Below are 22,100 nucleotides of genomic sequence, written 5' to 3'. Positions count from 1 at the left end.
CCACCAGCCATCTCGTCGGAGACGGCCGGTGGAATGGACAGGATTATTCGGTTTCGCTGACGACCTCGTCCCAGGTCTTCACCTTGGTCTCGCCGTTGAGGAACGGCAGTGCCGCAGCCGTCAGTTCCGGGGCGAAGAAGACGTCGTAGTGGGTGCGGTTGGGCAGGATGGCCAAGCGGTTCTGCGACAGGTTCTCGCGCATCCAGCCGGCGTCCTTCAGCCCGCCACCGAGCATCTGGTAGAACTTGATCTCATGCTCAGGCCGGTACATATCGCCGTCGCCATAGGCCAGCATGACGGGCATCTTCAGCTTGGCAACGTCGGCGGAATAGTCGTAATTCTGGCGCATGAAGTTGCCCAGCGTGTCGAGCAGTCTCGGAAAATCCTGCGGATGCGGTGCGACTGCCACGTAGGATTTGTACATCGGCGTGTCCTTCATGAAATCGGCGGCTGCCGCGCTGACCTGCGCCTGCTGGCCGCGCATCTCGGCGTAGAAGCCGTCCGCGGCATAGCCGGTCGACACCAGCACGAGGCGGCGCACCGCTTCGGGATGCTGGACCGCCATGCGGAAGGCGACGCCGCCGCCCAGCGAATAACCCATGACATCAACCTTGTTGTAGCCGAGCGCCTTGACGATAGCTGCCATGTCGTCGCCCATCGCCTCCAGGGTGAACGGCCGCTCGCCGAGTGCCGTGCGGCCATGACCTTGCAGGTCGACGGCGATGATGGCGCGGTTCTCGGCAAGCTTCGGCAGGATCGGCGCGAACATGTCCGAGGTGCCAAGACCGCCATGCAGCAGAAGCAGCGGCTCGCCCTTGCCGTAGATGGCGTAGTAGTAGTTCAGGCCGTCGATCGGCAGCAGGCCGGACTTTTCCGGCTTCGGCAGTGCGTTCGTTGCGGTCGTCATGGCAGGTTTTGCCTCCTCTGCGTTTGTGAAGCCCGGCGAAGCAAGAAGCGCTGCGGCCGAAGCAAGAATGGCGAAAAGCAAGGCTTTGGACATGTCGATCTCCTCTCGTCCTGCCGGTATCAAAGCGGCTTGGCCATATCAAAGCGTCTTGGCGAGCTCTTCGAGCTGGTCGGTGCACTGGCCCCAACCCCACGTGAAAACCCATTTTCTCGTGCTGCTCGCGTTCGGCGACACTCCAGTGCCTGACCCGCGCAATGTAGCGGATCTTGCCCTCGCCCTCGTCCTCGAAGGTCAGCACGCCGGTCATGAACGGCTTTTCCGACGGCTCCCATGCGTGGGTGTAGGCATCGGTAAAGACGATCTTCTTGCCGGGAACGACTTCGAGGAAAACACCGGGGTTGGGGAATTCATTGCCCTCGGAGCCGGCCATGACGACAAGGCTCGAGCCGCCGGTGCGCACATCCATCTCGGCGCGCGGGGTCGTCCACGGCTTCGGCGCGAACCACTGCGTCAAAAGCTGGGTGTCGGTCCAGCAGCGATAGACGTTGTCGCGCGGCGCATCGATGATACGCGCCACAACCAGTTCGCGGTCGTTGGCCGGGGCGATGTCGAGCTTGGTGGTCATGATGGTTTCCTCGGTTTTGTCTGGCTTCCGCCCCAAGGACGAAGGGCTGAAACGCAAGCCGACATCACCAACGAAAAATTCTGGAGGATGCGACGACTGGGCAGAGATCACGAACGAAGGAAGCGTCAGTGACGCTTGGCTTGCACCAGGTAGGCGTCGATCTCGGTCTCGCCGAGCCATTTTGCCGCTTCCAGCCGATGCAGTCCTTCGACCAGGATATGGCGCTTGCCGTCGTGGCGGACCTGGATCGGCGTCTTCATGCCGTTTTCCAATATGTCCTCGGCCAGATGCCGGACGGTCTCGGGATGCAGCGTCTTCTTGCGCGCTGTCGGCACGTAGATGTCGTCGACCTTGACCTTTTGCACTCTGAGCATGTCGACCCCCGTGGCGGAAACACCGCCCTCCCCTGAGATAGTCGGTTTGTTCAAAAGCACCAAGGGCGCGGCTAACGAATGCTGGCCCGATGGTTTCCATTTGACGCTCGACCGGCAGATCGCCGAAATGGCGCCGTTGAAACTTCAGGGCTTCATGATCAACCTTCCGACCGAATTCCCCGATTTCGGACTGACGCCGGAGCAGCGCCGTCACGCGGTGCGCGGCCACTATTACGAGTGGCCAGGCATGGACGGCGAGCGCGGCGAAATCTGGTGCTACAGCGACCGGTTTTCCTATCGTGCCGGCGATACGGTGGCGTTGCATGTCAGCTCGACGGCCCCGACCTTCAGCATGACGATCATTCGCGACGGCGGTGCCGAGACGAAAGTGTTCGGGAAATCCGCCATCGCGGCGCGCTGGCAGGATACGCCCGACCAATGCTCGGCCGAGGGCTGCGGCTGGGAGGCCTCGTTCGAATTTCGTGTCGGAAGCGACTGGCCGTCCGGAGCCTATCGGGTGACGCTGACCGCCGACGGTCGTGACGGCAAGCCGATCCAAAGCCACCACGTTTTCATCGTCGCTCCGCAGCCCGGCAGGAAGCCCGGCCGCGTGCTGCAGGTGGCGGCGACGGGAACCTGGCTCGCCTACAACACCTGGGGCGGCTCCAACCACTATCAGGGCATCACCGGGCCGAACCGCGACCAGTATTCGCCGATCGTGTCGACGCAACGCCCCTGGTGCCGGGGCTTCGTCGTCCTGCCGAACGATGCGCCGCGTGTGCCGCTGGAAGTCGCTGTGCCGCCGAAGACGGTGCCGCGCTATCCGCATATGGAATGGGCGCTCGCCACCGGCCATTCGAAGAAATACGCCTCGTCGGGCTGGGCGAGCTACGACAGCCACTTCTTCCGCTTCGCCGAACAAGCAGGCTATGGCGTCGACCTCGCCAGCCAGCACGATTTGCATTTCTCGCCCGAGATTCTCGACGGCTATGACTGCGCCGTCTTCGTCGGTCATGACGAATACTGGACCTGGGAAATGCGCGACGCCGTCGACGCCTATGTCGAGCGAGGCCGCCATGCGGCGCGCTTTGCCGGCAATTTCATGTGGCAGGCGCGGCTGGAGGACGAGGGTCGCCGGCAGGTCTGCTACAAATACCGCGCGCGTTCCGAAGACCCCGCCTATCTCCGCGGCGGCGACGTCACCCGCGCGACCAATTCCTGGGAAGCGCCGGAAATCGGCCGGCCGGGTTCGGCGACCTTCGGGCTCAACGCGACCCGCGGTGTCTATGCCGGCTGGGGTGGCTGCGCGCCGCGCGGCGTGCGCGGCTTTCCGGTCTACCGGCCCGAGCACTGGGCCTTTGCCGGCACCGGCATTTATTACGGCGACCTGCTCGGCGCCGACAGCCATGTCTATGGCTATGAGGTCGACGGGCTCGACTTCGAAATACGCGGCGGCCTGCCCTACCCAACCGCGACCAGCGGCGCGCCTGAGGGCCTGCAGGTTCTCGCGGTCGGCATGGCATCCCAGGTCGAGGAAAGCGCTGACATTCCGATCGAGGATCAGTTCCTCACCGACGAGGACGGCCGCTTCACCGCCGAAACGCTGTTCGGCGACCCGAGCGACGCCAATCTGGAAAAAGTCAAACGCGGCAATGGCATGATCGTCAATTTCCCGCGCGGCAAGGGCGAGGTGTTCCACGCCGGAAGCTGCGAATGGGTCGCCGGCCTGCTAAGACAGGACCCGATGGTCGAACGCGTCACCAAGAATGTAATCGACCGCTATCTCGGCGGAAAATAAGAGGGGTTGAATGATCGCTGTGCAGTCCGTTGAAACCGACCGCCGAGCGAACCTTTTCCATTTCACCCGGCTGCAACGGCCAATAGTGGACCGCGCCGATGGCATCTACCTATGGGACAAGAGCGGCCGCCGCTACATCGACGGATCGAGCGGCGCGGTTAACGTCAATGTAGGACATGGTAACCGCAACGTCATCGACGCGATGAAGCGGCAGCTGGATCGCGTCAGCTTCGCCTACATCTTTCAATTTGAGAACGAACAGGCCATCGAACTCGCACGGGGGCTGGCCGATCGGCTGCCGAACGGGCTCAACCGCATCTATTTCGTATCAGGCGGCTCTGAGGCGATCGAGGCCTGCCTCAAGCTTGCGCGGCAATGGGCGGTATCAACAGGTCAGGACAAACGCTGGAAAATCATTGGACGTATGCCCTCCTATCACGGCGTGACGATCGGCACGCTTGCCGTAACTGGCGACGACATACTCACCAAGACCTTCGACGCGATCGGTCGGCCGATGCCATTGGTGCCGGCCCCGTTTGTCCACCGCGATCACGACAATCTGTCGATGGAACAGCGGGGCATCCGCTACGCCGATATGCTGGAGGAGAAGATCTTGGAGGAAGGGCCGGAAAGCGTGCTCGCCTTCGTCATGGAACCGATCGGTGGTGCCGCGACCGCAGCTCTGGTCCCGCCCAATAGCTATTTTCCGCGTATCCGCGAAATCTGCGACCGCTACGGGATCCTGTTGATTCACGACGAAGTAATGACTGGCATCGGACGCACCGGAAAATTCCTGGGCGGCGACCATTGGTCCTGCCGGCCGGATATCGTCGCCCTGTCGAAAGGTCTTTCATCTGGCTATGCCCCGCTTGGCGCACTTGCCGCGACACAGAGGATCGTCGGGCCGGTTGTGGAGACCGGTGGCTTCCTGCATGGCCACACATATGGCGGCAACCCCGTCGCTTGTGCAGCGGGCGTTGCGGTGCTTGGAGAGGTCGACCGCCTTGGTCTGGTCGAGAATTCAGCCGTCATGGGCGAGTTGCTGAGGGGTGAACTCGAGGCCCTGACTCGCCGCTTTCCCTTCATTGCCGACGTGCGGGGCAAGGGGCTGTTCATGGGAGCCGAAATTTACGCGGACCCGCTGGCCAAGGAGCCGTTGCCGCAGGGCCTCAACGCCAATTTGAGGCTCATCGATCTTGCGTTCGAGCGTGGATTGATCATCTATTCGCGGCGCGTGCGTGGCGGGCCAGTGAGCGACAATTTCATGGTCTGCCCGCCTCTGATTGTGACCAGCGATCAGATCGGTGAGATCATCGCGGTCCTTGGCGACTCTCTGCAGGCGTTGGCCGCCGAACTCGACCTGCCGGTCGAAGGCCGGGGGTAAAGGGATGGCGCCGCGAAAAGTCATCATCACCTGCGCCGTCACCGGCTCGGTGCACACGCCGTCAATGTCGCCCTATCTGCCGGTAACCCCGGACCAGATCGCAGCAGATGCGATCGCCGCCGCCGAGGCCGGTGCCTCGATCCTGCATCTGCACGCCCGCGACCCCAGGGATGGCAGACCGACCGCCGATCCGGAAGTGTTCATGCAGTTCCTGCCGCGCATCAAGCAGGCGACCGACGCGGTGATCAACATCACCACCGGTGGCTCGTCGCTGATGACCCTGGACCAGCGGCTGGCAGCGCCATTGCGGGCCGAGCCAGAAATGTGCTCGCTCAACATGGGCTCGATGAACTTCGCGCTGTTCCCCATGCTCGACAAACCGAGGGAATGGCTGCACGAGTGGGAGCCGAAGCTGCTGGAAGCCACCCGCGACACCATATTCAAGAACACCTTCGCCGACATGGAGGGCGTGCTTGAGAGGCTGGGCAAAGGCTGCGGCACGCGCTTCGAATTCGAGTGCTACGATGTCGGCCACCTCTATTCGCTGGCGCATTTCCGTGACCGCGGGCTGGTGTCGGGACCGCTGTTCATCCAGTTCGTGCTAGGTATTCTGGGCGGCATCGGCGCCGACCCGGACAATCTCGTCCACATGAAGCGGATCGCCGACAAATTGTTCGGCGACAGCTATCAGTTCTCGGTGCTGGCCGCCGGCCGCAGTCAGATGCCGCTGATCTCGATCGCCGCGGCCATGGGCGGCAATGTCCGTGTCGGGCTGGAAGACAGCCTCTTTGACGGCCGCCAACTGGCGAAATCCAATGCCGATCAGGTGCGCCGTATCCGTGGCATTCTCGATGGGCTGTCGCTGGAGGTTGCCACGCCAACCGAAGCGCGCGACATGCTGGCGCTCAAGGGCGGCGACCAGGTGGCGTTCTGAGGGGAGTAACTGGAGGTCGAGTGGCAAAGGGAGGAGCTGATATCGAACGGGTTCTCGTTTCAGCCTGCCTGCTCGGCAGCAAGGTCCGCTACAACGGCTCCTACCGGCTCAACGACCATCCCATTCTTGCGCGATGGCAGGCAGAGGGGCGGATCGTACAGATCTGCCCGGAGGTTGCCGCGGGCTTCTCCACGCCACGTCCTCCGGCGGAAATTCGAAGCACAGGCGACGGCCGAGCAGTGCTTCACGGCCAAGGCCAAGTGGTCGAGCAAACGGGAAACGATGTGACCGGACTCTATCTCGAAGCCGGGCAGCTCGCGCTCGATCTCGCCCGACAAACAGGGTGTCGGTATGCGGTTCTTACCGATGGCAGCCCGTCCTGCGGCAGCAGTTTCATCTATGACGGGGGTTTCAGGGGTAACCGGGTGGCTGGCCAGGGCACGACCACCGCGCTGCTGGAAGCGAACGGCATTCGCGTCTTTTCGGAAGACGGCATTGACGAGCTTGATGACCTTTTGACCAGACCGGGTTCGGCCGGCGCCGCGGCCTGATCCATGCGAGAGGAAACCCAAGCCACCGACACCGTTTTCCGCCCCGGCCGCATCGACGATGTCGAAACCATCCACGCGGCGATCCTGAAACTCGGGAGCCACATCGGCGCGCCCGAAGAGATCATCTCGACGGCAGACGATCTCAGAACCTGGGGCTTTGGCGAAAAGCCTGCCTTCTCGACCCTGATTGCCGAGGTGGGCGGCGAATTTGCCGGTCTCTGCCTGCATTTCCCGACCTTTTCGACCTGGATGGGCCGGCCCGGCGTCTATGTGCAGGACCTCTATGTCGAGGACCGGTTTCGCGGCCGCAAGATCGGCGAGCGCCTGCTGCGGCGCGTCGCGGCACAGTGCCGAAAGGACGGCGGCGTCTATCTGCGGCTGTCCGTCGACACCGACAATGAGGGCGCCAAGGCGTTTTATGAAAGGCTGGGCATCGCCTGGTCGAGCTACGAGCAGACGCAGAAGATCATCGGCGATGCCTTTTTTGCCTTCGCCGACGCGCCGGAGAATGGGGAGCAGGAATGAAAGCCTTCTATGCCGAGGAACAAAAACGCCACGACCCCAAGGCCTTTCTTTCGAGCGGTGCGGCAAAACCCAATCCGGAAAAGCCGGAACGGGTCGAGCGATTGCTAGCCGGCGCAAAATCTGCCGGCTGCACGATCGAGCGGCCGCGGGATCATGGGCTCGGCCCGGTCGCGTCGGTGCATACGCCCGAATATCTCGACTTTCTCGAGCACATCTTCGAGCGCTGGCAGCGCATCGACGGCGCTTCGGCCGAGGTGATCCCCAACATCCATCCAATTGCGCGCAACGGATCCTATCCAGCCTCGGCGGTCGGCCAGGCCGGCTATCACATGGCCGACACCGCCTGCCCGATCTCGGGCGAAACATGGCAGAGCGCGCTGTGGAGCGCGTGGAGCGCGGTCGAAGCAGCTGAGACAGTGATGGCTGGCGCGCCGGCCGCTTACGCGCTGTGCCGGCCGCCCGGCCATCATGCCTTTGCCGATGTCGCCGGCGGCTTCTGTTTCATCAACAATTCGGCCGTCGCAGCTCAGGTTCTGCGCAGGACGGCGGCGCGGGTGGCGATCCTCGATGTTGACCTGCATCACGGCAACGGCACGCAGGGCGTCTTTTATGCACGGCCGGACGTGCTCACCGTGTCGCTGCACGCCGATCCAGTGCGCTTCTATCCGTTCTTCTGGGGCCATGCCGACGAGCGCGGCGAAGGCCCGGGCCTCGGCTATAATTTCAACCTGCCGCTGCCGCGCAAATCCGCCGATGCGGCGTTTCTCGAAGCGCTTGCGGTGGCGTTCCAGCGTATTCGTGCCTTTTCGCCCGACGCGCTGGTCGTGGCGCTCGGCCTCGACGCGTTCGAGGGCGATCCGTTCGGTGGACTTTCGGTGACGACACCAGGCTTTTCGCGCATTGGCGAGGCGATCGGCAAACTCGGCCTGCCGACGGTCATCGTCCAGGAAGGCGGTTATCTCTGCGGCGAACTCAGCGACAACCTCACCGCCTTCCTCACCGGCTTCGGTGGCAAGACGCGCTGAAGATCCGGACTGGCGTCAGGAGCGCTGCTGTCTGAGCATGGCGATGACCCGATGCACGCTCTCCAGCGTCTCGTCGATTTCGGTTGCCGTGTTGTAGTGGGCGATGCCGATGCGCACGACGCCATGCTCGGCTGGAATGCCGAGCTGGTGGACGATCTCCCAGGCGTAATTGTGCCCGGACCACAGGAAGATGTTTTCGGCGTTCATCTGCCGAACGATCGTCTCCGGCACGATGCCGTCGACGGTGAAGGAAACCGTCGGTACGCGCTCGCCGAGCCGCTTGGGATCGGTGATGCCGTGGATGGCCAGGCCCGAAATGTCGGACAGGCCGTCGATCAGCCTCTGCGCCAGCGGGTTTTCGTAGGCGATCGACACCTCGAACGCCTTGGCGATCTTCTGCCTTCGCGACCCACCCTCGCCCGCTGCCGCACCCAGTTCGGCGAAATAGTCGACAGCGGCCGTGAGGCCGGCCATCAGTTCGATCTGCGGCGTGCCGAGTTCGAACCGCTCCGGCAGGCCATTCGAAGAACAGCGGCATTTGTAGGGTTTCAGGCCATCTATGACGTCGCGCCGACCCCACAATATGCCCATATGCGGACCGAAGAATTTGTAGGCAGAGCAGATCAGGAAATCGCAGCCGAGATCCCTGACGTCGATCAGGCCATGCGGCGCGTACTGGACGGCGTCGACATAGACCAGCGCGCCGGCATTCCTGGCGATGGCGGTCAACGCCTTCACCCGATTGATCGAGCCGGTCAGGTTGCTGGCGTAGTTCAACGCGACCAGCCGGGTCTTGTCCGTGAGTAGCGCGGCCAACGTCGCCTCTTCGACCTGCCAGCTCTTTTCGTCGAACGGCAGCCAGCGCACGACGAGGCCAAGGTCTTCGGCCAGTTGCAGCCAGGGCGACACGTTGCCCTCGTGGTCCATGCGGGTGAGGATGATCTCATCGCCGGGCTTCAGCGTGCGGCCGAGCGTGCGCGACATGTGATAGGTCAGCGTCGTCATGTTGGCGCCGATGATGATTTCCTCGGGGCTCGCCGCACCGAGGAAATCGGCCATCGCCTGATGCGCCTCGTCGACGACAGCCTGCGCGGCAATCGTGGTTTCGAAATAGCCGCCGAGATTGGCGTTGGTGGTCAAAAGGCAGCGCGACACCGCATCGGCCACCGCTTGCGGCACCTGCGTGCCGGCGGGGTTGTCGAGATAGATGCGGCGCCGCCCTTTGTCGGCCAGCGAGAGGGCTGGAAATTTTTCGCGCACCGCCTCGATTGGAAAAGCCGTCATTGTCTCCACCCCTTTGTCATCCCTGGATAATTCTGCCCCCCGGGAGCCAATCAAGGACAGGGATTGCCGACGCGCTGATGGATTGCATCCACCGCCTTCTGCATCTCTTCGGTCCAGACGACATCCACGGAAGAGAGCGCCATGTCGAGCTGCGCAAGGGTCGTCGCGCCAACGATGTTCGCGGTGACGAAGGGCCGGCTCGACACATAGGCATTGGCAAACAGCGCCGGCTCCAGGCCAAAGGAACGTGCCAGTTCGTTGTATTCGAGCTGTGCTTCGGCCGCATTGGGGGTCTCGTAGCGCTGGCCGCGATTGAACAGCTGGGTGCGCGACCCCAGCGGGCGCGCGCCATGGTCGTATTTGCCTGAGAGATAGCCCTGCGCCAACGGCGAATAGGGGAGCAAAGATATCTGCTCGCGCTCGCAGACCTCGGCGAGGTTTACCTCGAAAGTGCGGTTGACGAGATTGTAGGCGTTCTGGATCGACGCGACACGGGGACCGACACCTTTGTCAGCCTCGGCCAGGAACCGCATCACGCCCCAGGAACTCTCGTTCGACAGACCGAAATGGCGGATCTTGCCGACCTTCACCAGCTCGTCGAACACGGCAAGCGTCTCGGCGATCGGCGTCTCATCGGTTGGTGCGCCGACAGAATCGGCACGGCGCGGCACGGCGCCGACGCGCGTCGGGTTGGCGCCCCAGGGGATGTCCCGTTCCGGCCAGTGGATCTGATAGAGGTCGAGATAGTCGGTGCCGAGCTTGGCCAGCGATTTGTCGATGGCATCAAAGATATCGGAGCGAACCAGTTGCGACGGCCTGTCGCCGCGAAACCAGCTGTTGGCCGTGCGGCCGACGACCTTTGAGGCCAGGATCACCTTGTCGCGGTTTCCCTTCGCCTTCATCCAGCTGCCGATGATCTTTTCGGTCCGCCCTTGCGTCTCCGCCTTGGGCGGGATCGGGTAGAGCTCGGCGGTGTCGATGAAGTTGACGCCGCGCGAAAAGGCCAGGTCCATCTGGGCGTGCCCATCGGCCTCGGTGTTCTGCTGACCCCAGGTCATGGAGCCCAGGCAGATCTGGCTAACAAGAAGATCGGTCCGACCGAGACGGCGTTTGTGCATGGAATTCTGCTCCGGAGGGAAAGCTTGCGAGGCGGCATGGGAAGGAAGCCGCATCTATAGGGAAAGCAGAGGCGCTCTCCAAGCCTCGCCAGACCGACTTTTGCGTGAACCAGCGGCGTTTAGCGGCGAGCGCCGGCCAGCGCGCGGCGCTTAGCCTCGTCGATCAGCATGTTGGCAACCTGCATGCGGATCATGGCGCGCTGGCGCAGGTGCGGAGCGACGCGGTCCGGATGGTTGGCGAAGGCAAAGCTGCGGCGTATGCGGCCAAAATCGGCGATCAGCTTCGGCTGACTGAGGCCAAGTTCGACCGCGATGGATTCCGGATCGATCGGCGGCAGCTTTTCCTCGGGCTTTTGCTCTTCGCTGGCGAGAGCCAGTTTGGCATGATCGAGCAATGCGGCGAATTCGGTCGCCAGATCGGCGCCGGCCTCGCGATATTCAGTAGCAAAGCCGCTGCCCGAAACCTTGATGCGGCCGGAATGGAGTTCATCCGCCACCGAGAGATAGTCGAAAGGGATGGACGGACGAGCGCCGGTCTCCTCGCCCTCAATTGCGTCGCTCTTGTCGGAGGCGACGAAGAGGTCGTCGAGCAACGAAGCGAAATCAGGCTTGGCGCCAGTAGCGATGTCAGCCTCCCTCTTGCCCGACCGTGCAAGCTTCTGAGCATAGAACCGGCTCGTTAAAAATGCATGCCACCGATGTTAACGAATTTAGTCTTCGCCTGGTTCGCCGTTCGCGCATTCGCAATCCCAAGACAAAAGCCGGACTGCACTTTCATGCAGTCCGGAATTCGCCAGGAGTGGCGAGGAAAAGCCGGCCATGTGCCAGCGTTCAAGCGTACGGTGCGCACCGCACCGAAGTTTCAGTCGGCTGCAAAATATATCTTCAGAAAAATCACGAACACATGGCTGCCATGCAAATGCTGCACTGCACAATTGTCACGATTCACCTATATTGGCAGCCGTGGAGGACCAACCAGGGGGCTAATCATGGGTTTCTTCACTGAAATGTTCGCCAGGCCGCGGCCGCAGGAACATCTGAGATATCGCTCGGCGCTCGCACTGCTTCTTTCGATGAGCAATGCCGACCGCGCCGACATCGGCATCAAGCCCGCCGATTTTCCGCGCATCGCCCGCGAAATGTCCATCCGCTAGGGAGCATGGAGGCCAAGATGTCCCGGCCCTCCGGGACATCTCGAAAACCTCAATTGCTCAGCGCGCGCCCAGGAATGTCGCCTTGCCCAGTGGCACGCCATTGTGGCGCAGGATGTCGTAGGCGGTGGTGAGGTGGAAATAGAAGTTGGGCATGGCCACATGCAGCAGATACTGCAGGCCGAGCATCGAGCTTTCGCGCCCGCCAAGCTTCAACTCGATCACCTTGTCATCCGAACCGTCGAACTCGGCAGCTGAAAATGTCGCCAGAAGGTCCAGGGTCTTCGTGATGCGCGCCTGTACTTCGGCAAAACTCGCTTCATTGTCCTCATATCTCGGCACTTCGCGCCCGGCGAGCCGCGACGGCGCGCCCTTGGCGTGATCGGTGGCGATCTGCACCTGCCGGGTCAGCGCATACATGTCAGGCGCCAGCCGGGCCGTCAAAAACACCTGCGGGTCGATCTTGCGGTCATGCGCATTCTGTTCGGCGGTCGCCAGTACGGTGGAAAGCGCCTTCAGCCTGGCCGAAAACACTGGCACGGATGCCTCATACATCGATATCGTCACGTCAAATCTCCTGTCCGGCCGGAACGCCGGCGGACGGGACGTAGCGCCTTCGCAAACGATTCTTCAAGCATCCCTCACGCCGCGTCACCACGTTGCCGCAATCGCCGTAGTAGAATCTCCTCATCGAGCGGAGATTCCCGATGAGACGCGCCCTTTTTGCAGCGACCGCCTTTCTCTCCCTTGCCACAACGGGCCAGACGGCACTCGCCGCCGACGATGCCCCCGAGGCGCCCTATGTCGACGATCGATCAAGCGCCGACGCCGTCGTCCGCTCACTTTACAGCGCCATCAACCGGCATGAATTCGCCCGCGCCTGGGGTTATTTCGGCGATACAAAGCCGGCAAAAGACTTCGACAGTTTCGTCAAGGGCTTCGACGGCACCGACAAGGTCGAGGTCGCGACCGGTGCCGTTTCGGACGAAGGCGCCGCCGGCAGCATTTTCTACAACGTCCCAGTCGCCATCCGCGCCACCGACAAGAGTGGCGGCGAAAAGGTGTTTGCCGGTTGCTATACGCTGCGCCAGGTCAATGCCCAGATCCAGGCGGCGCCGCCTTTCGACCCGATCCACATCGAAAAAGGTGCGCTGAAACCCTCCACCGCCGATTTCGAGGAGGCGCTGCCGCCAGGTTGCGGCGACGGGCCGCCGCCGCCGAAGAAGGACACGGCGCTGGAGCAGGCCAAGAAGGCCTTTCTGGCGACCTATGGCGACCAATGCGACAAGCAGTTGCTGGCCAACGAGCCAACCGTTTTTTCAATCAAATACAAGGACAAGGATGCGGCGCCCGGCGATCCCGACAAGGAAACGCGGTTGTTCCATTTTTCCTGTTCGGCCGCTGCCTACAATGAAAGCTCGATCTACTACATGACCGACGAGGTGTCGGGCGTGCAGCAATTGCAGTTCGCCGAACCCAAGATGGACATCCGCTACGAGAACAATGACAGCGACGGCAAATTGCTGGGGATGAGCATCGTCGGCTTCCAGACGACCGGCTGGGCGGTCAATTCCGACTATGACGAGGAAGCCCACACGATCACCACGTTCAACAAGTGGCGCGGCATCGGCGATGCGTCCGACGCGGGGACGTATCTGTTCCGCAACGGCAATTTCTCGCTGGTCCAGTTCGACGTCGATGCGTCCTATGACGGCGAGGAAAATCCGCAGACCGTTGTCGACTACAACACGGCGCCCTGAGCGTCAGAAGAGGTTCCGCCAAGCGGGAATCAAGGCGCCTTCGACAGCATCCAGTTGAGCGTGCCGCGCCAATCGGTCATACGGATCGGCGTGCCATGGGTGCCGGTCTCGAAGCGAACGAAGCGGGTTGGGTAGGGATAGGCCTTCGATTTGGCGATGATAGAGCGGAAGAAGGCCTCCTGCTTTTCCACGGGGAAAACCACGTCATGGCTGCCCTGGCCGAAGAAGACGGGGACGTGACGACTGAAGGCCGGGCTTGAGAAAAAACTCTCGTCCCATAGCGAGCCGAGCAGCAGCAGCCCGTTGATGCGCCGGCCCGTGTCGTTGCGGGCGGCAAGCTTCCAGCACAGAGCGCCGCCCATCGAGCCACAGGCGACGAAGATCTTCGCGCCCGGCGATTGTTCGGCGTAGTGGTCGATCAGGGCAGCGACCTGCGCCGCACCTTTGTCGCCGAAATCAGGAAAATCCGGGCTGAGATAGAGGCCGCCATTGGCGGCCATCAGGTTCTTGAGCCGGTTGAAATTGCCGCCAAATGTGAAGTCGTCGACGCCCTGCTTGCGGCTGCCGCCCTGCCCGTGCAGGTAAAGAACGATGATGCCGGCGCCCTCGGTCTTGCCGACGGCAACATGCCTGACATCGCCAGCATCGGTCTTCAGCAGCAAATCCTGCTGCACCTTGCGAACGCCGGTGTCGGTGTATTGGGCGTGCACCCGGCGCTCGGGCACCTCGTCACGCTGGTTGATGTCGCGCATCTCACGGTAATCGAGGACCGTGTAGGCGCCGTTGGTGTCGGACGACAGCGTCGCCGGATAGGCGAAAAGATCGTCCTTGAAGGGTTTTAGTGACGGCGCCTGACTTTGAGCGACTGACGACAACAGGGTTGTCGCGGTTACAAAGACGCAAAAAAAGCGGAAGCGGAAAGACATGCCCAAGGCATGCGTTTTTCGACTTCGGTTTGTCAATCCTGCAGCACCCCGCCAGCCCCTTCCAGCGCCTCGCGGGTGTCGACATCGACGGACGCCCCTGCTCCAATCTCGACATCGATGACATCGAGCCCTTCGGCCTCGACCAGATGACGTGCGCCCGTGTCGCCCTCGAGATGGGCGATCGCCGGAAACAGCGAGCGCGGCAACAGTACCGGGTTGCCGCGCTTGCCGTCATGCGAGGCACGCACCACCGAATTGCCGCCGGTCTTGCGGAACGCATCGATCAATCCATCGAGATCAGCCGACGCGACACCCGGCATGTCGCCGAGAACGATCATCACACCGGCGGCGTCTTCGGGCAGGTAGGCAATACCGGCCTTCAGCGACGTGGACAGGCCGTCGGTGAAATCGGGATTGTCGGCGAAAGCCACATCCAGCCCCGCCAGCGCCGCGTGCACCCGCTCGCGCTGGTGGCCGGTGACGACAATCGTGCCCGAGGCCTTCGAGCCGAGCGCACGCTCGGCGGTGCGGCGCACCAAAGGCTTGCCATCGAACAGCGCCAGGAGCTTGTTTGGTCCACCCATGCGGCTCGACCGGCCAGCCGCCAGAAGCACGATGCCGACCTTGAGCTGGCTTTTGGCCGGCAGCGGTTCGCGAGGCTGCGGCCGGGTCGGGATTTCCATCAACAGTCCGCCGACCCCCATGCCGGCGATATCCCTGGCGGTCACGTCAAGGCCAGCGATCAACCGGTCGAGCACCCAGTCGAAACCGTTCTCCTTGGGGCTGCGGGCGCAGCCGGGGGCGCCGATGACACGCTTGCCATCGAGCGTGCCGAGCACCAGCAGATTGCCGGGGTCGACCGGCATGCCGGCGCGGATGACAGTACCACCCGCCATTTCGATCGCCGCCGGAACGACATCGGCGAAATCGCTCATCGCCGAGGCGCCGAAGATCACCACCATGTCGTTGTCGCGCGCCAGCGAAGCCGCGGCCTCCGCCACCGGCGCGATCTCATGCGGCGTACGGCGCTCCGCCGTCAGCTTGCCTCCCGAGCGCGCCAACCGCGCTTCGGTGACGCGAAGCGTCTTGTCCAGCACACTCGGCTTGATGCCCGGCAGAACCGTCTGGATGACGCCAACGCGCACCGGCTGATAGGCGTTGGCTGCAAAGATCTCGCCACCGGCGCAGATTTTCGTGACCGCATCGACCAGCGCGGAGCTGACCGCGAAAGGAATGATCTTCACCGTCGCGACCATCTGGCCCTTCTCGACCGGCGCATGCTGCGCCAGCGTGGCGATGGTGATGGCGGGATCGACGGCGTTGACGGCGTCGATCATCGCGGCATTGACGGTGAAGATGCCCGCTGAGCTGGCATGGAGATTCACCCGCCCGGTGGCGGCCGGACGGACGTCGATACCGCGAAAGGCCATGCTCTCGGCTATTTCCTGCGCGGCGGCGTCTTCGCCGAGATCGTCCGGAGCCAACACGGCCGCAACGACCTGCGTGACACCTGCCGCCTTGAGCACCGAGACGTCCTCGGCGCTCAGCCTGTGCGCCTTGCGAAAACGCCGTTCGCCGGCGGTGGTGGCATGCGCCAGCACCGCACCTTCGGCCGCTTCGATCGGGATCGGGCCGAATTTCACGCTGCCGCGCCTTTGAACTCGAGGCCGCGCGAGCGGAAGGCATGGACAACCTGTGCTAGCACCGCGACGGCAATCTCGGCAGGGCTGGCAGCACCAATGTCGAGCCCGATCGGCGCATGGATGCGGGCGATCTGGTCGGCGCTCGCGCCCAACGCCAGCAAGCGTTCGACGCGCTTGGCATGCGTTTTGCGGCTGCCAAGCGCGCCGACATAGAAGCATCTGGCGTCGAGTGCTGCCTTCAGTGCGAAATCGTCGACCTTCGGATCATGGGTGACGGCGGCGAGAGCCGAGTAGCTGTCGAGCGGCTGGCGTTTCAGCACATCCTCCGGCCATTCGGCATGCAAAGCCACATCGGGAAAGCGGTCGGGTGTAGCAAAGGCCGTGCGCGGATCGATGATCTCCAGGGGATAGCCGGCGATCTTGGCCATCGGCGCCAGCGCCTGGCTGATATGGACGGCGCCGACGACAACGAGCCGCGGTTGCGGCAGATGCGCGTTGAGAAAGAAGGTCCGCCCCTCGGCCTCGACCGAACCGGAATTGCCGGTGCGGAACGCCCTGGCGATCGCAGCGCCGAGATCGCCGGCAACCTGATCGCCTTCGCGCACGATGCGGTCGCGGCCGTCACCGAGATCGGTGACGAGGATCGCCGCGCGGCGGGCCCGGCGTTCGGCGTTCAACGTTTTCAGCGCATAGGGATCCATAATAGGTCAGCCCAATCTTTCAACATAGACCTTGATCCGGCCGCCGCAGGACAGGCCGACCTGCCAGGCGGTTTCGTCGGCAACACCGAACTCGAGCATCCTGGCCTTGCCGCTGTCGATCACGTCGATTGCTTCCGTCACCACCGCGCCTTCGACGCAGCCGCCCGAGACGGAGCCGTGGAAATTGCCGTCGGCGTCAATGACCAGATGGCTGCCGACGGGGCGAGGCGCAGAACCCCAGGTCTCGACCACGGTGGCGATGGCCACATCCTTGCCATCCCTCATCCAGCCTTCCGCGATGATCAGTGGGTCGCGGGCCTCATCGAGATAGATGCTGTCTTCCATGATCGCTTCTCTCAGAGTCTGTTTTTCATATTTCTCGGGCAACATATGGTCACGCGGCGTGCCTCGCGCCAGCGTCCAGCCATCGGCGCGGATCGACAGACTGCGCCGATTTCTTGTCCAGCGAGGCGCAGAGATCGGCGAGTGCATCGAGATTGTGCACCGAGCGAAACTCGTCGACATGCGGCAGCATCGCCTTGACGCCGCGCGCGCGCGCCTGAAAACCGTCAAAGCGCAGCAACGGGTTGAGCCAGATCAGCCGCCGGCAGGATTTGTGCAGGCGCTCCATTTCCTCCGACAGGCCGGCGACATCGTCGCGCTCCAGCCCGTCGGTGATCAAAAGCACCACCGCCCCCTGCCCCAGCACACGCCGCGACCACAGCCGGTTGAACTCGGCCAGCGTGTCGCCGATGCGCGTGCCGCCCGACCAGTCCTTGACCGCCGCCGAACAGTCGGCAAGTGCGGCATCGGGATCGCGATGGCGCATCTGCCGGGTCAGGTTGGTCAGCCGGGTGCCGAAGACGAACGTGTGCACCCGCCGGCGTTTTTCCGTCAGCGCATGCAGGAAATGCAGGAAGATGCGCGTGTACTGGCTCATCGAGCCGGAAATGTCGGCCAGCACCACCAGCGGCGGATGGACCTCGCGCGGTGAGCGGAATTTCGGCAGGATCAGTTCACCACCGGTGCGCGCTGCCGAACGCATCATGGCGCGCGGATCGATGCGGCGGCCGTGCGCATCGGCCTTGAAGCGGCGGGTTCGCACCATGTCGAAGGGCAGCCGCAACTGGGCGATCGCCTTCCGGGCGTCGGCCATCTCGGCGGCGTTCATCTGGGCAAAGTCCTTGCCGCGCAGCACTTCGTTGCCGGAAAAGGTGAAGCGGGCGTCGACCTCGATCTCGGGAATCTCCTGGGCCGGCTGGTTCTTCTGATGGCCCTCGAACATCGCCTGGCTGACGCGGTTCTCAGCGGCACGCGGCTTCTGCTTTTCCCTGACATCAGGCGCCACCGGCGAAAACATCGCCAGCATCTTTTCGATCAGTTCGCGCGATTTCCAGAACAGCCGGAAGGCTTCGTCGAAGGTGGCGTGATCCTCGTGCCGCGACACCAGCACGGCATGCAGCGTCCAGTAGAAATCATCGCGAGACCCGATGCCGGCGACAAGCACCGCCTCGATCGCGTCCTTGACCGAGGCCGGTCCGACCCGCATGCCTGATTTGCGCAGGGTACGCGCGAAATAGACGATGTTGTCGGCGATGCGTCCGTCCGGCCGGGCTTCCTTGGGTTCAGGGCGCGACACCGCCATGGCCCTACTCCGCCGCCGAAAGCTCGGCCTTCACCTCGTTGAGGATGCGCCGGCCTTCGCCCTGTTCGATACGGGCAATGTCGTCCTGGTATTTCAAAAGCACGCCGATCGTGTCGGACATGGTTTCCGGATCGAGCGCCACCTTGTCGAGCTCGGTCAGCGCGCCGGCCCAGTCGATGGTTTCGGCGACGCCCGGCACCTTGAACAGTTCGATCTGGCGCAGCTTCTGGATGAAGGAAACCACCTCGGCCGAGAGCCGCTGGTTGGCCTGCGGCACCTTTCGGCGCACGATCTCCAGCTCACGCTCGGCGTTGGGATAGTCGACCCAGTGATAGAGACAGCGCCGTTTCAGGGCGTCATGGATCTCGCGCGTGCGGTTGGTGGTGATGATGACGATCGGCGGTTCTTCCGCCTTGATGGTGCCGAGTTCAGGCACCGTCACCTGGAAGTCGGAAAGAATTTCCAGCAGGAAGGCCTCGAATGCCTCGTCGGTGCGATCGAGCTCATCGATCAGGAAGACCGGGGCAGCACCTGTCTTGCCGGTCAGCGCATCAAGCACCGGGCGACGGATCAGGTATTTTTCGGAGAAGACATTGCGCTCCATGTCGGAGCGATCGACCTTGCCGGCCGCCTCCTCCATGCGGATCTCGATCATCTGCGCGGCATAGTTCCACTCGTAGACGGCGGACGAGACATCGAGCCCTTCATAGCACTGCAGGCGAATCAACCGGCGGCCAAGCGCCTGCGCCAGCACCTTGGCGATCTCGGTCTTGCCGACGCCGGCCTCGCCCTCGAGGAACAATGGCCGCTTCATGCGCAGCGACAGGAACAGCACGGTCGCCAGCGACCGATCCGCCACATAGTCCGCGCCGGTCAGGAGATCGAGCGTCTCGTCGATCGTCCGCGGCACGGCGCGCGGTTTCAGCTCGGTCATTCTTTCTCCGTGAACGCCGGCGCTCCGCTGTCCAGAACGTGGTAGCCGCGGGCGTGGTAGATCAGCGGCCGCAAATTATCGCCGATGCGCAGGCCTGTCACCTTGCCAAAAAGCACACGATGCGTGGCCAGATCCTTGGTGTCGATCAGCTCGCAGTCGAACACCGCGAGCGCGCCCTTCAGCGTCGGCGCGCCGGTGGAAATCACGTCCCACTCGCCGAGCGCGAAACGCTCCTCGACCGGCAGGCCGGTGATGCCGGAAAAGCCTTCCGACAGCGGCTCCTGGTCTGAAGCCAGCGTATTCAAGGCAAATCTGCCGTTTTTCACGAACGGCTCGTTCTTGGGATTTTCACGGTTGAGGCAAACCAGAATGGTCGGCGGCGTATCCGATACCGAACAGGCGGCGATCACCGTCGCGCCGCGCTTGCCCGCCGGCCCGTCGGTGGTGACCACATGGACGTGGCCGGCAAAATGGCTCATCGCGTCGCGATAGGCCTGCGGCCCAATGTCGTTCTTCTTCAGCACCGGAAATTTTCCACAGTCAGAACCCTACCGCTATATATGGCGACATACGACATGCCACAAGCGAGGCTACGGCTGGGCCTGGGCTCCTTCTCCCCAAAATTCGCGTGTTGCACCAAGCCCGGCCAGCCTTTAGGTCTTGGCGGAATTGGCGCCAGCAAAATGTCGCCAGCTTGGAGGAATTCTTCATCAGGATGCGCCCCAGGGTAACGATATCGGCCCCGTTGGCCTGGCTGTTCATGGCCAGCGTCGCCAGCGGCCAGACGCTGCTGGTTGGCGTCGCGGCACCCTTGTCGGGACCATCCGCCATCCTCGGCAAGCAGATCGACGCCGGCACCGGTCTCGCAGCCGAAGCGAATGGCATCGAACTCAAAACCGTCGATGACGCCTGCACCGCTGACGGCGGCGCTGCCGCGGCCAGGGAATTCGTGGCCGCCAAGGTCAATGTCGTGGTCGGCTTTCTCTGCACCGAGGCGATCGAAGCGGCGATGCCGATCCTCAAGGACGCCAACATTCCGGTCATCACCGTTGGCGTGCGAACCGAAAGCCTGACCGACCGGCGCGTCAAGACCGGCTGGCCGGTCTACCGTCTCGGGCCTCGCGGTGACGATGAGCGCAATGCGGTCGCCTCCAGCCTCACCCATCTGTGGCAGAACGACTTGTTCGCCATCATCGATGACGGCACCATCTATGGCCGCGAAATCGCCGAGACGCTTCGCGCGGCGGCCGAGCAGGCGGCGCTGAAACCGGTTTTCGTCGACACGTTCCGGCCGCAGCTCGACAACCAGATCGGAATGATTGGCCGGCTGAAAAAGGCAGGCGCCACGCATGTCTTTGCCGGCGGCGACGGCGAAGACATCGCCATCATGGGCCGTGACTCGGCGCAGCTGTCTGCCGGCATCGTCTTCGCCGGCGGCGAAAATTTGCGCACACCGGGCGACGTGCCCTATGCGGTGGGCACGCTGATGATCGCACCGCCTGAATGGGCCGATGTCGCCGATCCAAAGGTCCTGGAAAGCTTCTCGGCACAGAAAATCGAGCCGGACGGCTACACATTACCGGCTTATGCGGCGGTCGAGATCGCCAAGGCGGCGTCAGGCCTGTCCGAAACCTCGGGCAAGCCGCTCGCCGACGCTCTGACCGGGCACGATTTCACCACTGCGATCGGGCCGGTCCGCTTCGACGCAAAAGGCGACCTCAGCCAGAGCCCCTACCGTGTCTTCCGCTTCGATGGCACACGCTTTGCGCCTTTGGAAAGCAACTGATGTTTCGCACCGGCCCGCGCAATCTGATCACCGACGTTGCCGGCCTGCGCGTCGGCAATGCTTCCGACGCCAGGCTGAAGTCCGGCGTCACGACCGTGCTTTGCGACGGGACGGCGGTGGCCGGCGTGCAGATCCTGGGCGGTGCACCGGGCACCCGTGAGACCGATCTGCTCGAACCGCACAATTCGGTCGAGGCAGTCCACGCCGTGGTGCTTTCGGGCGGCTCGGCTTTCGGCCTCGACGCAGCATCAGGCGTGCAGGCGGCGCTGCGCGAGCGCGGCATCGGGCTCGAAGTCGGTGGCTTTCGCGTGCCGATCGTGCCGGCGGCGATCCTGTTCGATCTGCGCAATGGCGGCGACAAGGATTGGGGGCGTTATCCACCCTACCGCGACCTCGGCTATGAAGCGGTACAAGCCGCCAGCACCGAATTCCAGCTCGGCACGATCGGCGCCGGTACCGGTGCCCTCACTTCCGGGCTGAAGGGCGGCCTCGGCTCGGCCTCGACGCTGCTGGACAACGGCATCACCATCGGCGCGCTGGCCGCCATCAATCCGACCGGCTCGGTGACCGTCGGCCGAACCCGCCATTTCTGGGCGGCACCGTTCGAAATCGGCGACGAATTCGGCGGGCTTGGCTATCCCTCGCCGATGCCGGACGATGCGAAGCGGATCCTGTTGAAATACCGCGACAAGCGTGTCGGCGGACAGATGGAAACCGGCGGCAACACCACCATCGCCGTCATTGCCACGGACGCGGTGCTCACCAAGGCCGCCGCAAAGCGCCTGGCGATATCGGCGCATGACGGGTTCGTGCGCGCCATCTGGCCCACGCATACGCCGGCCGATGGCGACCTGGTGTTTGCGCTGGCGACGGGCACGAGTGGTGTCGAGCTTGGGGCGGACGCGGCAATAGACCTTTACGCCGCGGCCGGCGCCACCATGGCGCGCGCCATCAGCCGTGGCGTGTTTGCCGCGACGCCTGCCGATGACGACCTGTTTCCGGTCTGGTCGTCGCGCTCGGGGTGAAGCA

Annotated in this window: 23 protein-coding genes and 1 pseudogene; 10 read left to right on the top strand and 14 right to left on the bottom strand. The window is 63.3% G+C overall.

The window, feature by feature from the left end:
- Positions 1 to 43: 43 nt before the first annotated feature.
- The 3 genes and pseudogenes from ACFSOZ_RS10860 to ACFSOZ_RS10850 form a co-directional block, all read right to left on the bottom strand.
- Positions 44 to 1,000, bottom strand: a complete 957-nt coding sequence (locus ACFSOZ_RS10860; RefSeq protein WP_379097129.1) for an alpha/beta fold hydrolase — start codon at positions 998 to 1,000, stop codon at positions 44 to 46.
- A gap of 45 nt (positions 1,001 to 1,045) precedes the next feature.
- A pseudogene (locus ACFSOZ_RS10855) lies at positions 1,046 to 1,532 on the bottom strand (SRPBCC family protein).
- A 125-nt stretch (positions 1,533 to 1,657) separates the two neighbouring features.
- Positions 1,658 to 1,906 (bottom strand): ParB N-terminal domain-containing protein, encoded by a 249-nt coding sequence (locus ACFSOZ_RS10850; RefSeq protein WP_008875526.1) that lies wholly within the window; start codon positions 1,904 to 1,906, stop codon positions 1,658 to 1,660.
- A 154-nt stretch (positions 1,907 to 2,060) separates the two neighbouring features.
- On the opposite strand from ACFSOZ_RS10850, the gene ACFSOZ_RS10845 reads away from it, so the two are divergent.
- The 6 genes from ACFSOZ_RS10845 to ACFSOZ_RS10820 are packed head-to-tail and all read left to right on the top strand — an operon-like array spanning position 2,061 to position 8,123.
- Complete coding sequence (locus tag ACFSOZ_RS10845; RefSeq protein ID WP_379098157.1) at positions 2,061 to 3,704, top strand: N,N-dimethylformamidase beta subunit family domain-containing protein; 1,644 nt, start codon at positions 2,061 to 2,063, stop codon at positions 3,702 to 3,704.
- Positions 3,705 to 3,714: 10 nt separating this feature from the next.
- Complete coding sequence (locus ACFSOZ_RS10840; RefSeq protein WP_379097126.1) at positions 3,715 to 5,088, top strand: aminotransferase family protein; 1,374 nt, start codon at positions 3,715 to 3,717, stop codon at positions 5,086 to 5,088.
- Positions 5,089 to 5,092: 4 nt separating this feature from the next.
- Complete coding sequence (kce, locus tag ACFSOZ_RS10835) at positions 5,093 to 6,022, top strand: 3,5-dioxohexanoate:acetyl-CoA acetone transferase (protein ID WP_379097123.1); 930 nt, start codon at positions 5,093 to 5,095, stop codon at positions 6,020 to 6,022.
- A gap of 41 nt (positions 6,023 to 6,063) precedes the next feature.
- Positions 6,064 to 6,573, top strand: coding sequence for a 2-thiouracil desulfurase family protein (locus ACFSOZ_RS10830; RefSeq protein ID WP_379098155.1), 510 nt, complete (start codon positions 6,064 to 6,066; stop codon positions 6,571 to 6,573).
- Positions 6,574 to 6,576: 3 nt separating this feature from the next.
- Positions 6,577 to 7,098, top strand: coding sequence for a GNAT family N-acetyltransferase (locus ACFSOZ_RS10825; protein WP_379097120.1), 522 nt, complete (start codon positions 6,577 to 6,579; stop codon positions 7,096 to 7,098).
- Complete coding sequence (locus ACFSOZ_RS10820; protein ID WP_379097117.1) at positions 7,095 to 8,123, top strand: histone deacetylase family protein; 1,029 nt, start codon at positions 7,095 to 7,097, stop codon at positions 8,121 to 8,123. The genes ACFSOZ_RS10825 and ACFSOZ_RS10820 overlap by 4 nt, the downstream gene beginning before the upstream one ends.
- 15 nt (positions 8,124 to 8,138) lie before the next feature.
- Here the strand turns inward: ACFSOZ_RS10820 and ACFSOZ_RS10815 are convergent, their stop codons facing one another.
- From ACFSOZ_RS10815 to ACFSOZ_RS10805, 3 genes are all read right to left on the bottom strand, one after another.
- Positions 8,139 to 9,407, bottom strand: coding sequence for a cysteine desulfurase-like protein (locus ACFSOZ_RS10815; protein WP_379097114.1), 1,269 nt, complete (start codon positions 9,405 to 9,407; stop codon positions 8,139 to 8,141).
- Positions 9,408 to 9,457: 50 nt separating this feature from the next.
- Positions 9,458 to 10,525, bottom strand: coding sequence for an aldo/keto reductase (locus ACFSOZ_RS10810; protein WP_379097111.1), 1,068 nt, complete (start codon positions 10,523 to 10,525; stop codon positions 9,458 to 9,460).
- A gap of 119 nt (positions 10,526 to 10,644) precedes the next feature.
- Entirely contained in the window at positions 10,645 to 11,118 is a 474-nt protein-coding gene (locus tag ACFSOZ_RS10805; protein ID WP_379097108.1) for a hypothetical protein, read from the bottom strand.
- 183 nt (positions 11,119 to 11,301) lie between these two features.
- Between ACFSOZ_RS10805 and ACFSOZ_RS10800 the strand changes: the two genes are divergently transcribed.
- Positions 11,302 to 11,679: a hypothetical protein gene (locus tag ACFSOZ_RS10800; RefSeq protein WP_379098209.1), complete on the top strand. Its 378-nt coding sequence runs from the start codon at positions 11,302 to 11,304 to the stop codon at positions 11,677 to 11,679.
- 57 nt (positions 11,680 to 11,736) lie between these two features.
- Here the strand turns inward: ACFSOZ_RS10800 and ACFSOZ_RS10795 are convergent, their stop codons facing one another.
- Positions 11,737 to 12,243 carry a DUF1993 domain-containing protein gene (locus ACFSOZ_RS10795; protein ID WP_379097105.1) on the bottom strand — a complete coding sequence of 169 codons (507 nt, stop codon included), beginning with the start codon at positions 12,241 to 12,243 and terminating at the stop codon, positions 11,737 to 11,739.
- A 140-nt stretch (positions 12,244 to 12,383) separates the two neighbouring features.
- Here ACFSOZ_RS10795 and ACFSOZ_RS10790 point away from each other — a divergent pair, with 140 nt between their 5' ends.
- Complete coding sequence (locus ACFSOZ_RS10790) at positions 12,384 to 13,436, top strand: DUF1176 domain-containing protein (protein ID WP_379097102.1); 1,053 nt, start codon at positions 12,384 to 12,386, stop codon at positions 13,434 to 13,436.
- 29 nt (positions 13,437 to 13,465) lie between these two features.
- Here the strand turns inward: ACFSOZ_RS10790 and ACFSOZ_RS10785 are convergent, their stop codons facing one another.
- The 7 genes from ACFSOZ_RS10785 to ACFSOZ_RS10755 are packed head-to-tail and all read right to left on the bottom strand — an operon-like array spanning position 13,466 to position 19,809.
- Positions 13,466 to 14,362, bottom strand: coding sequence for an alpha/beta hydrolase family protein (locus ACFSOZ_RS10785; RefSeq protein ID WP_379097099.1), 897 nt, complete (start codon positions 14,360 to 14,362; stop codon positions 13,466 to 13,468).
- A gap of 32 nt (positions 14,363 to 14,394) precedes the next feature.
- On the bottom strand, positions 14,395 to 16,005 hold the full coding sequence (locus tag ACFSOZ_RS10780) for an NTP transferase domain-containing protein (RefSeq protein WP_379097096.1): 1,611 nt from the start codon (positions 16,003 to 16,005) through the stop codon (positions 14,395 to 14,397).
- Positions 16,002 to 16,706 (bottom strand): XdhC family protein, encoded by a 705-nt coding sequence (locus ACFSOZ_RS10775; protein ID WP_379097093.1) that lies wholly within the window; start codon positions 16,704 to 16,706, stop codon positions 16,002 to 16,004. The genes ACFSOZ_RS10780 and ACFSOZ_RS10775 overlap by 4 nt, the downstream gene beginning before the upstream one ends.
- 6 nt (positions 16,707 to 16,712) lie before the next feature.
- The gene (locus tag ACFSOZ_RS10770) at positions 16,713 to 17,051 is read right to left on the bottom strand and encodes an XdhC family protein (protein ID WP_379097090.1); all 339 of its coding nucleotides are present in this window, start codon (positions 17,049 to 17,051) and stop codon (positions 16,713 to 16,715) included.
- A gap of 49 nt (positions 17,052 to 17,100) precedes the next feature.
- Positions 17,101 to 18,351 (bottom strand): vWA domain-containing protein, encoded by a 1,251-nt coding sequence (locus tag ACFSOZ_RS10765; protein WP_379097087.1) that lies wholly within the window; start codon positions 18,349 to 18,351, stop codon positions 17,101 to 17,103.
- Between the two features lie 4 nt (positions 18,352 to 18,355).
- Positions 18,356 to 19,285, bottom strand: a complete 930-nt coding sequence (locus tag ACFSOZ_RS10760) for an AAA family ATPase (protein WP_379097084.1) — start codon at positions 19,283 to 19,285, stop codon at positions 18,356 to 18,358.
- Positions 19,282 to 19,809 (bottom strand): flavin reductase, encoded by a 528-nt coding sequence (locus tag ACFSOZ_RS10755; protein ID WP_379097081.1) that lies wholly within the window; start codon positions 19,807 to 19,809, stop codon positions 19,282 to 19,284. Before ACFSOZ_RS10755 ends, ACFSOZ_RS10760 begins: the two co-directional genes overlap by 4 nt.
- A gap of 191 nt (positions 19,810 to 20,000) precedes the next feature.
- On the opposite strand from ACFSOZ_RS10755, the gene ACFSOZ_RS10750 reads away from it, so the two are divergent.
- Both ACFSOZ_RS10750 and ACFSOZ_RS10745 read left to right on the top strand, forming a co-directional pair.
- A complete protein-coding gene (locus ACFSOZ_RS10750; RefSeq protein ID WP_379097078.1) occupies positions 20,001 to 21,071 on the top strand; it encodes a branched-chain amino acid ABC transporter substrate-binding protein in 1,071 nt (356 codons plus the stop codon).
- Positions 21,071 to 22,096, top strand: coding sequence for a P1 family peptidase (locus ACFSOZ_RS10745; protein WP_379097075.1), 1,026 nt, complete (start codon positions 21,071 to 21,073; stop codon positions 22,094 to 22,096). The genes ACFSOZ_RS10750 and ACFSOZ_RS10745 overlap by 1 nt, the downstream gene beginning before the upstream one ends.
- The last annotated feature ends 4 nt before the right edge of the window (positions 22,097 to 22,100 follow it).

It is taken from the genome of Mesorhizobium newzealandense, assembly GCF_042682145.1.
Lineage (GTDB): Bacteria > Pseudomonadota > Alphaproteobacteria > Rhizobiales > Rhizobiaceae > Mesorhizobium > Mesorhizobium newzealandense.
The sequence above is the reverse complement of the archived record's forward strand: the minus strand, read 5'-3'. Positions and strand labels throughout refer to the sequence as shown.

Coding starts and splice junctions, on each gene's coding strand:
- ACFSOZ_RS10850 (WP_008875526.1), bottom strand. CDS start 1,906: ATGCTCAGAGTGCAAAAGGTCAAGGTCGACGACATCTACGTGCCGACA.
- ACFSOZ_RS10785 (WP_379097099.1), bottom strand. CDS start 14,362: ATGTCTTTCCGCTTCCGCTTTTTTTGCGTCTTTGTAACCGCGACAACC.
- ACFSOZ_RS10845 (WP_379098157.1), top strand. CDS start 2,061: ATGATCAACCTTCCGACCGAATTCCCCGATTTCGGACTGACGCCGGAG.
- ACFSOZ_RS10800 (WP_379098209.1), top strand. CDS start 11,302: ATGCAGTCCGGAATTCGCCAGGAGTGGCGAGGAAAAGCCGGCCATGTG.
- ACFSOZ_RS10745 (WP_379097075.1), top strand. CDS start 21,071: ATGTTTCGCACCGGCCCGCGCAATCTGATCACCGACGTTGCCGGCCTG.
- ACFSOZ_RS10810 (WP_379097111.1), bottom strand. CDS start 10,525: ATGCACAAACGCCGTCTCGGTCGGACCGATCTTCTTGTTAGCCAGATC.
- ACFSOZ_RS10770 (WP_379097090.1), bottom strand. CDS start 17,051: ATGGAAGACAGCATCTATCTCGATGAGGCCCGCGACCCACTGATCATC.
- ACFSOZ_RS10840 (WP_379097126.1), top strand. CDS start 3,715: ATGATCGCTGTGCAGTCCGTTGAAACCGACCGCCGAGCGAACCTTTTC.
- ACFSOZ_RS10760 (WP_379097084.1), bottom strand. CDS start 19,285: ATGACCGAGCTGAAACCGCGCGCCGTGCCGCGGACGATCGACGAGACG.
- ACFSOZ_RS10860 (WP_379097129.1), bottom strand. CDS start 1,000: ATGTCCAAAGCCTTGCTTTTCGCCATTCTTGCTTCGGCCGCAGCGCTT.
- ACFSOZ_RS10815 (WP_379097114.1), bottom strand. CDS start 9,407: ATGACGGCTTTTCCAATCGAGGCGGTGCGCGAAAAATTTCCAGCCCTC.
- kce (WP_379097123.1), top strand. CDS start 5,093: ATGGCGCCGCGAAAAGTCATCATCACCTGCGCCGTCACCGGCTCGGTG.
- ACFSOZ_RS10790 (WP_379097102.1), top strand. CDS start 12,384: ATGAGACGCGCCCTTTTTGCAGCGACCGCCTTTCTCTCCCTTGCCACA.
- ACFSOZ_RS10750 (WP_379097078.1), top strand. CDS start 20,001: ATGCGCCCCAGGGTAACGATATCGGCCCCGTTGGCCTGGCTGTTCATG.
- ACFSOZ_RS10825 (WP_379097120.1), top strand. CDS start 6,577: ATGCGAGAGGAAACCCAAGCCACCGACACCGTTTTCCGCCCCGGCCGC.
- ACFSOZ_RS10775 (WP_379097093.1), bottom strand. CDS start 16,706: ATGGATCCCTATGCGCTGAAAACGTTGAACGCCGAACGCCGGGCCCGC.
- ACFSOZ_RS10820 (WP_379097117.1), top strand. CDS start 7,095: ATGAAAGCCTTCTATGCCGAGGAACAAAAACGCCACGACCCCAAGGCC.
- ACFSOZ_RS10765 (WP_379097087.1), bottom strand. CDS start 18,351: ATGGCGGTGTCGCGCCCTGAACCCAAGGAAGCCCGGCCGGACGGACGC.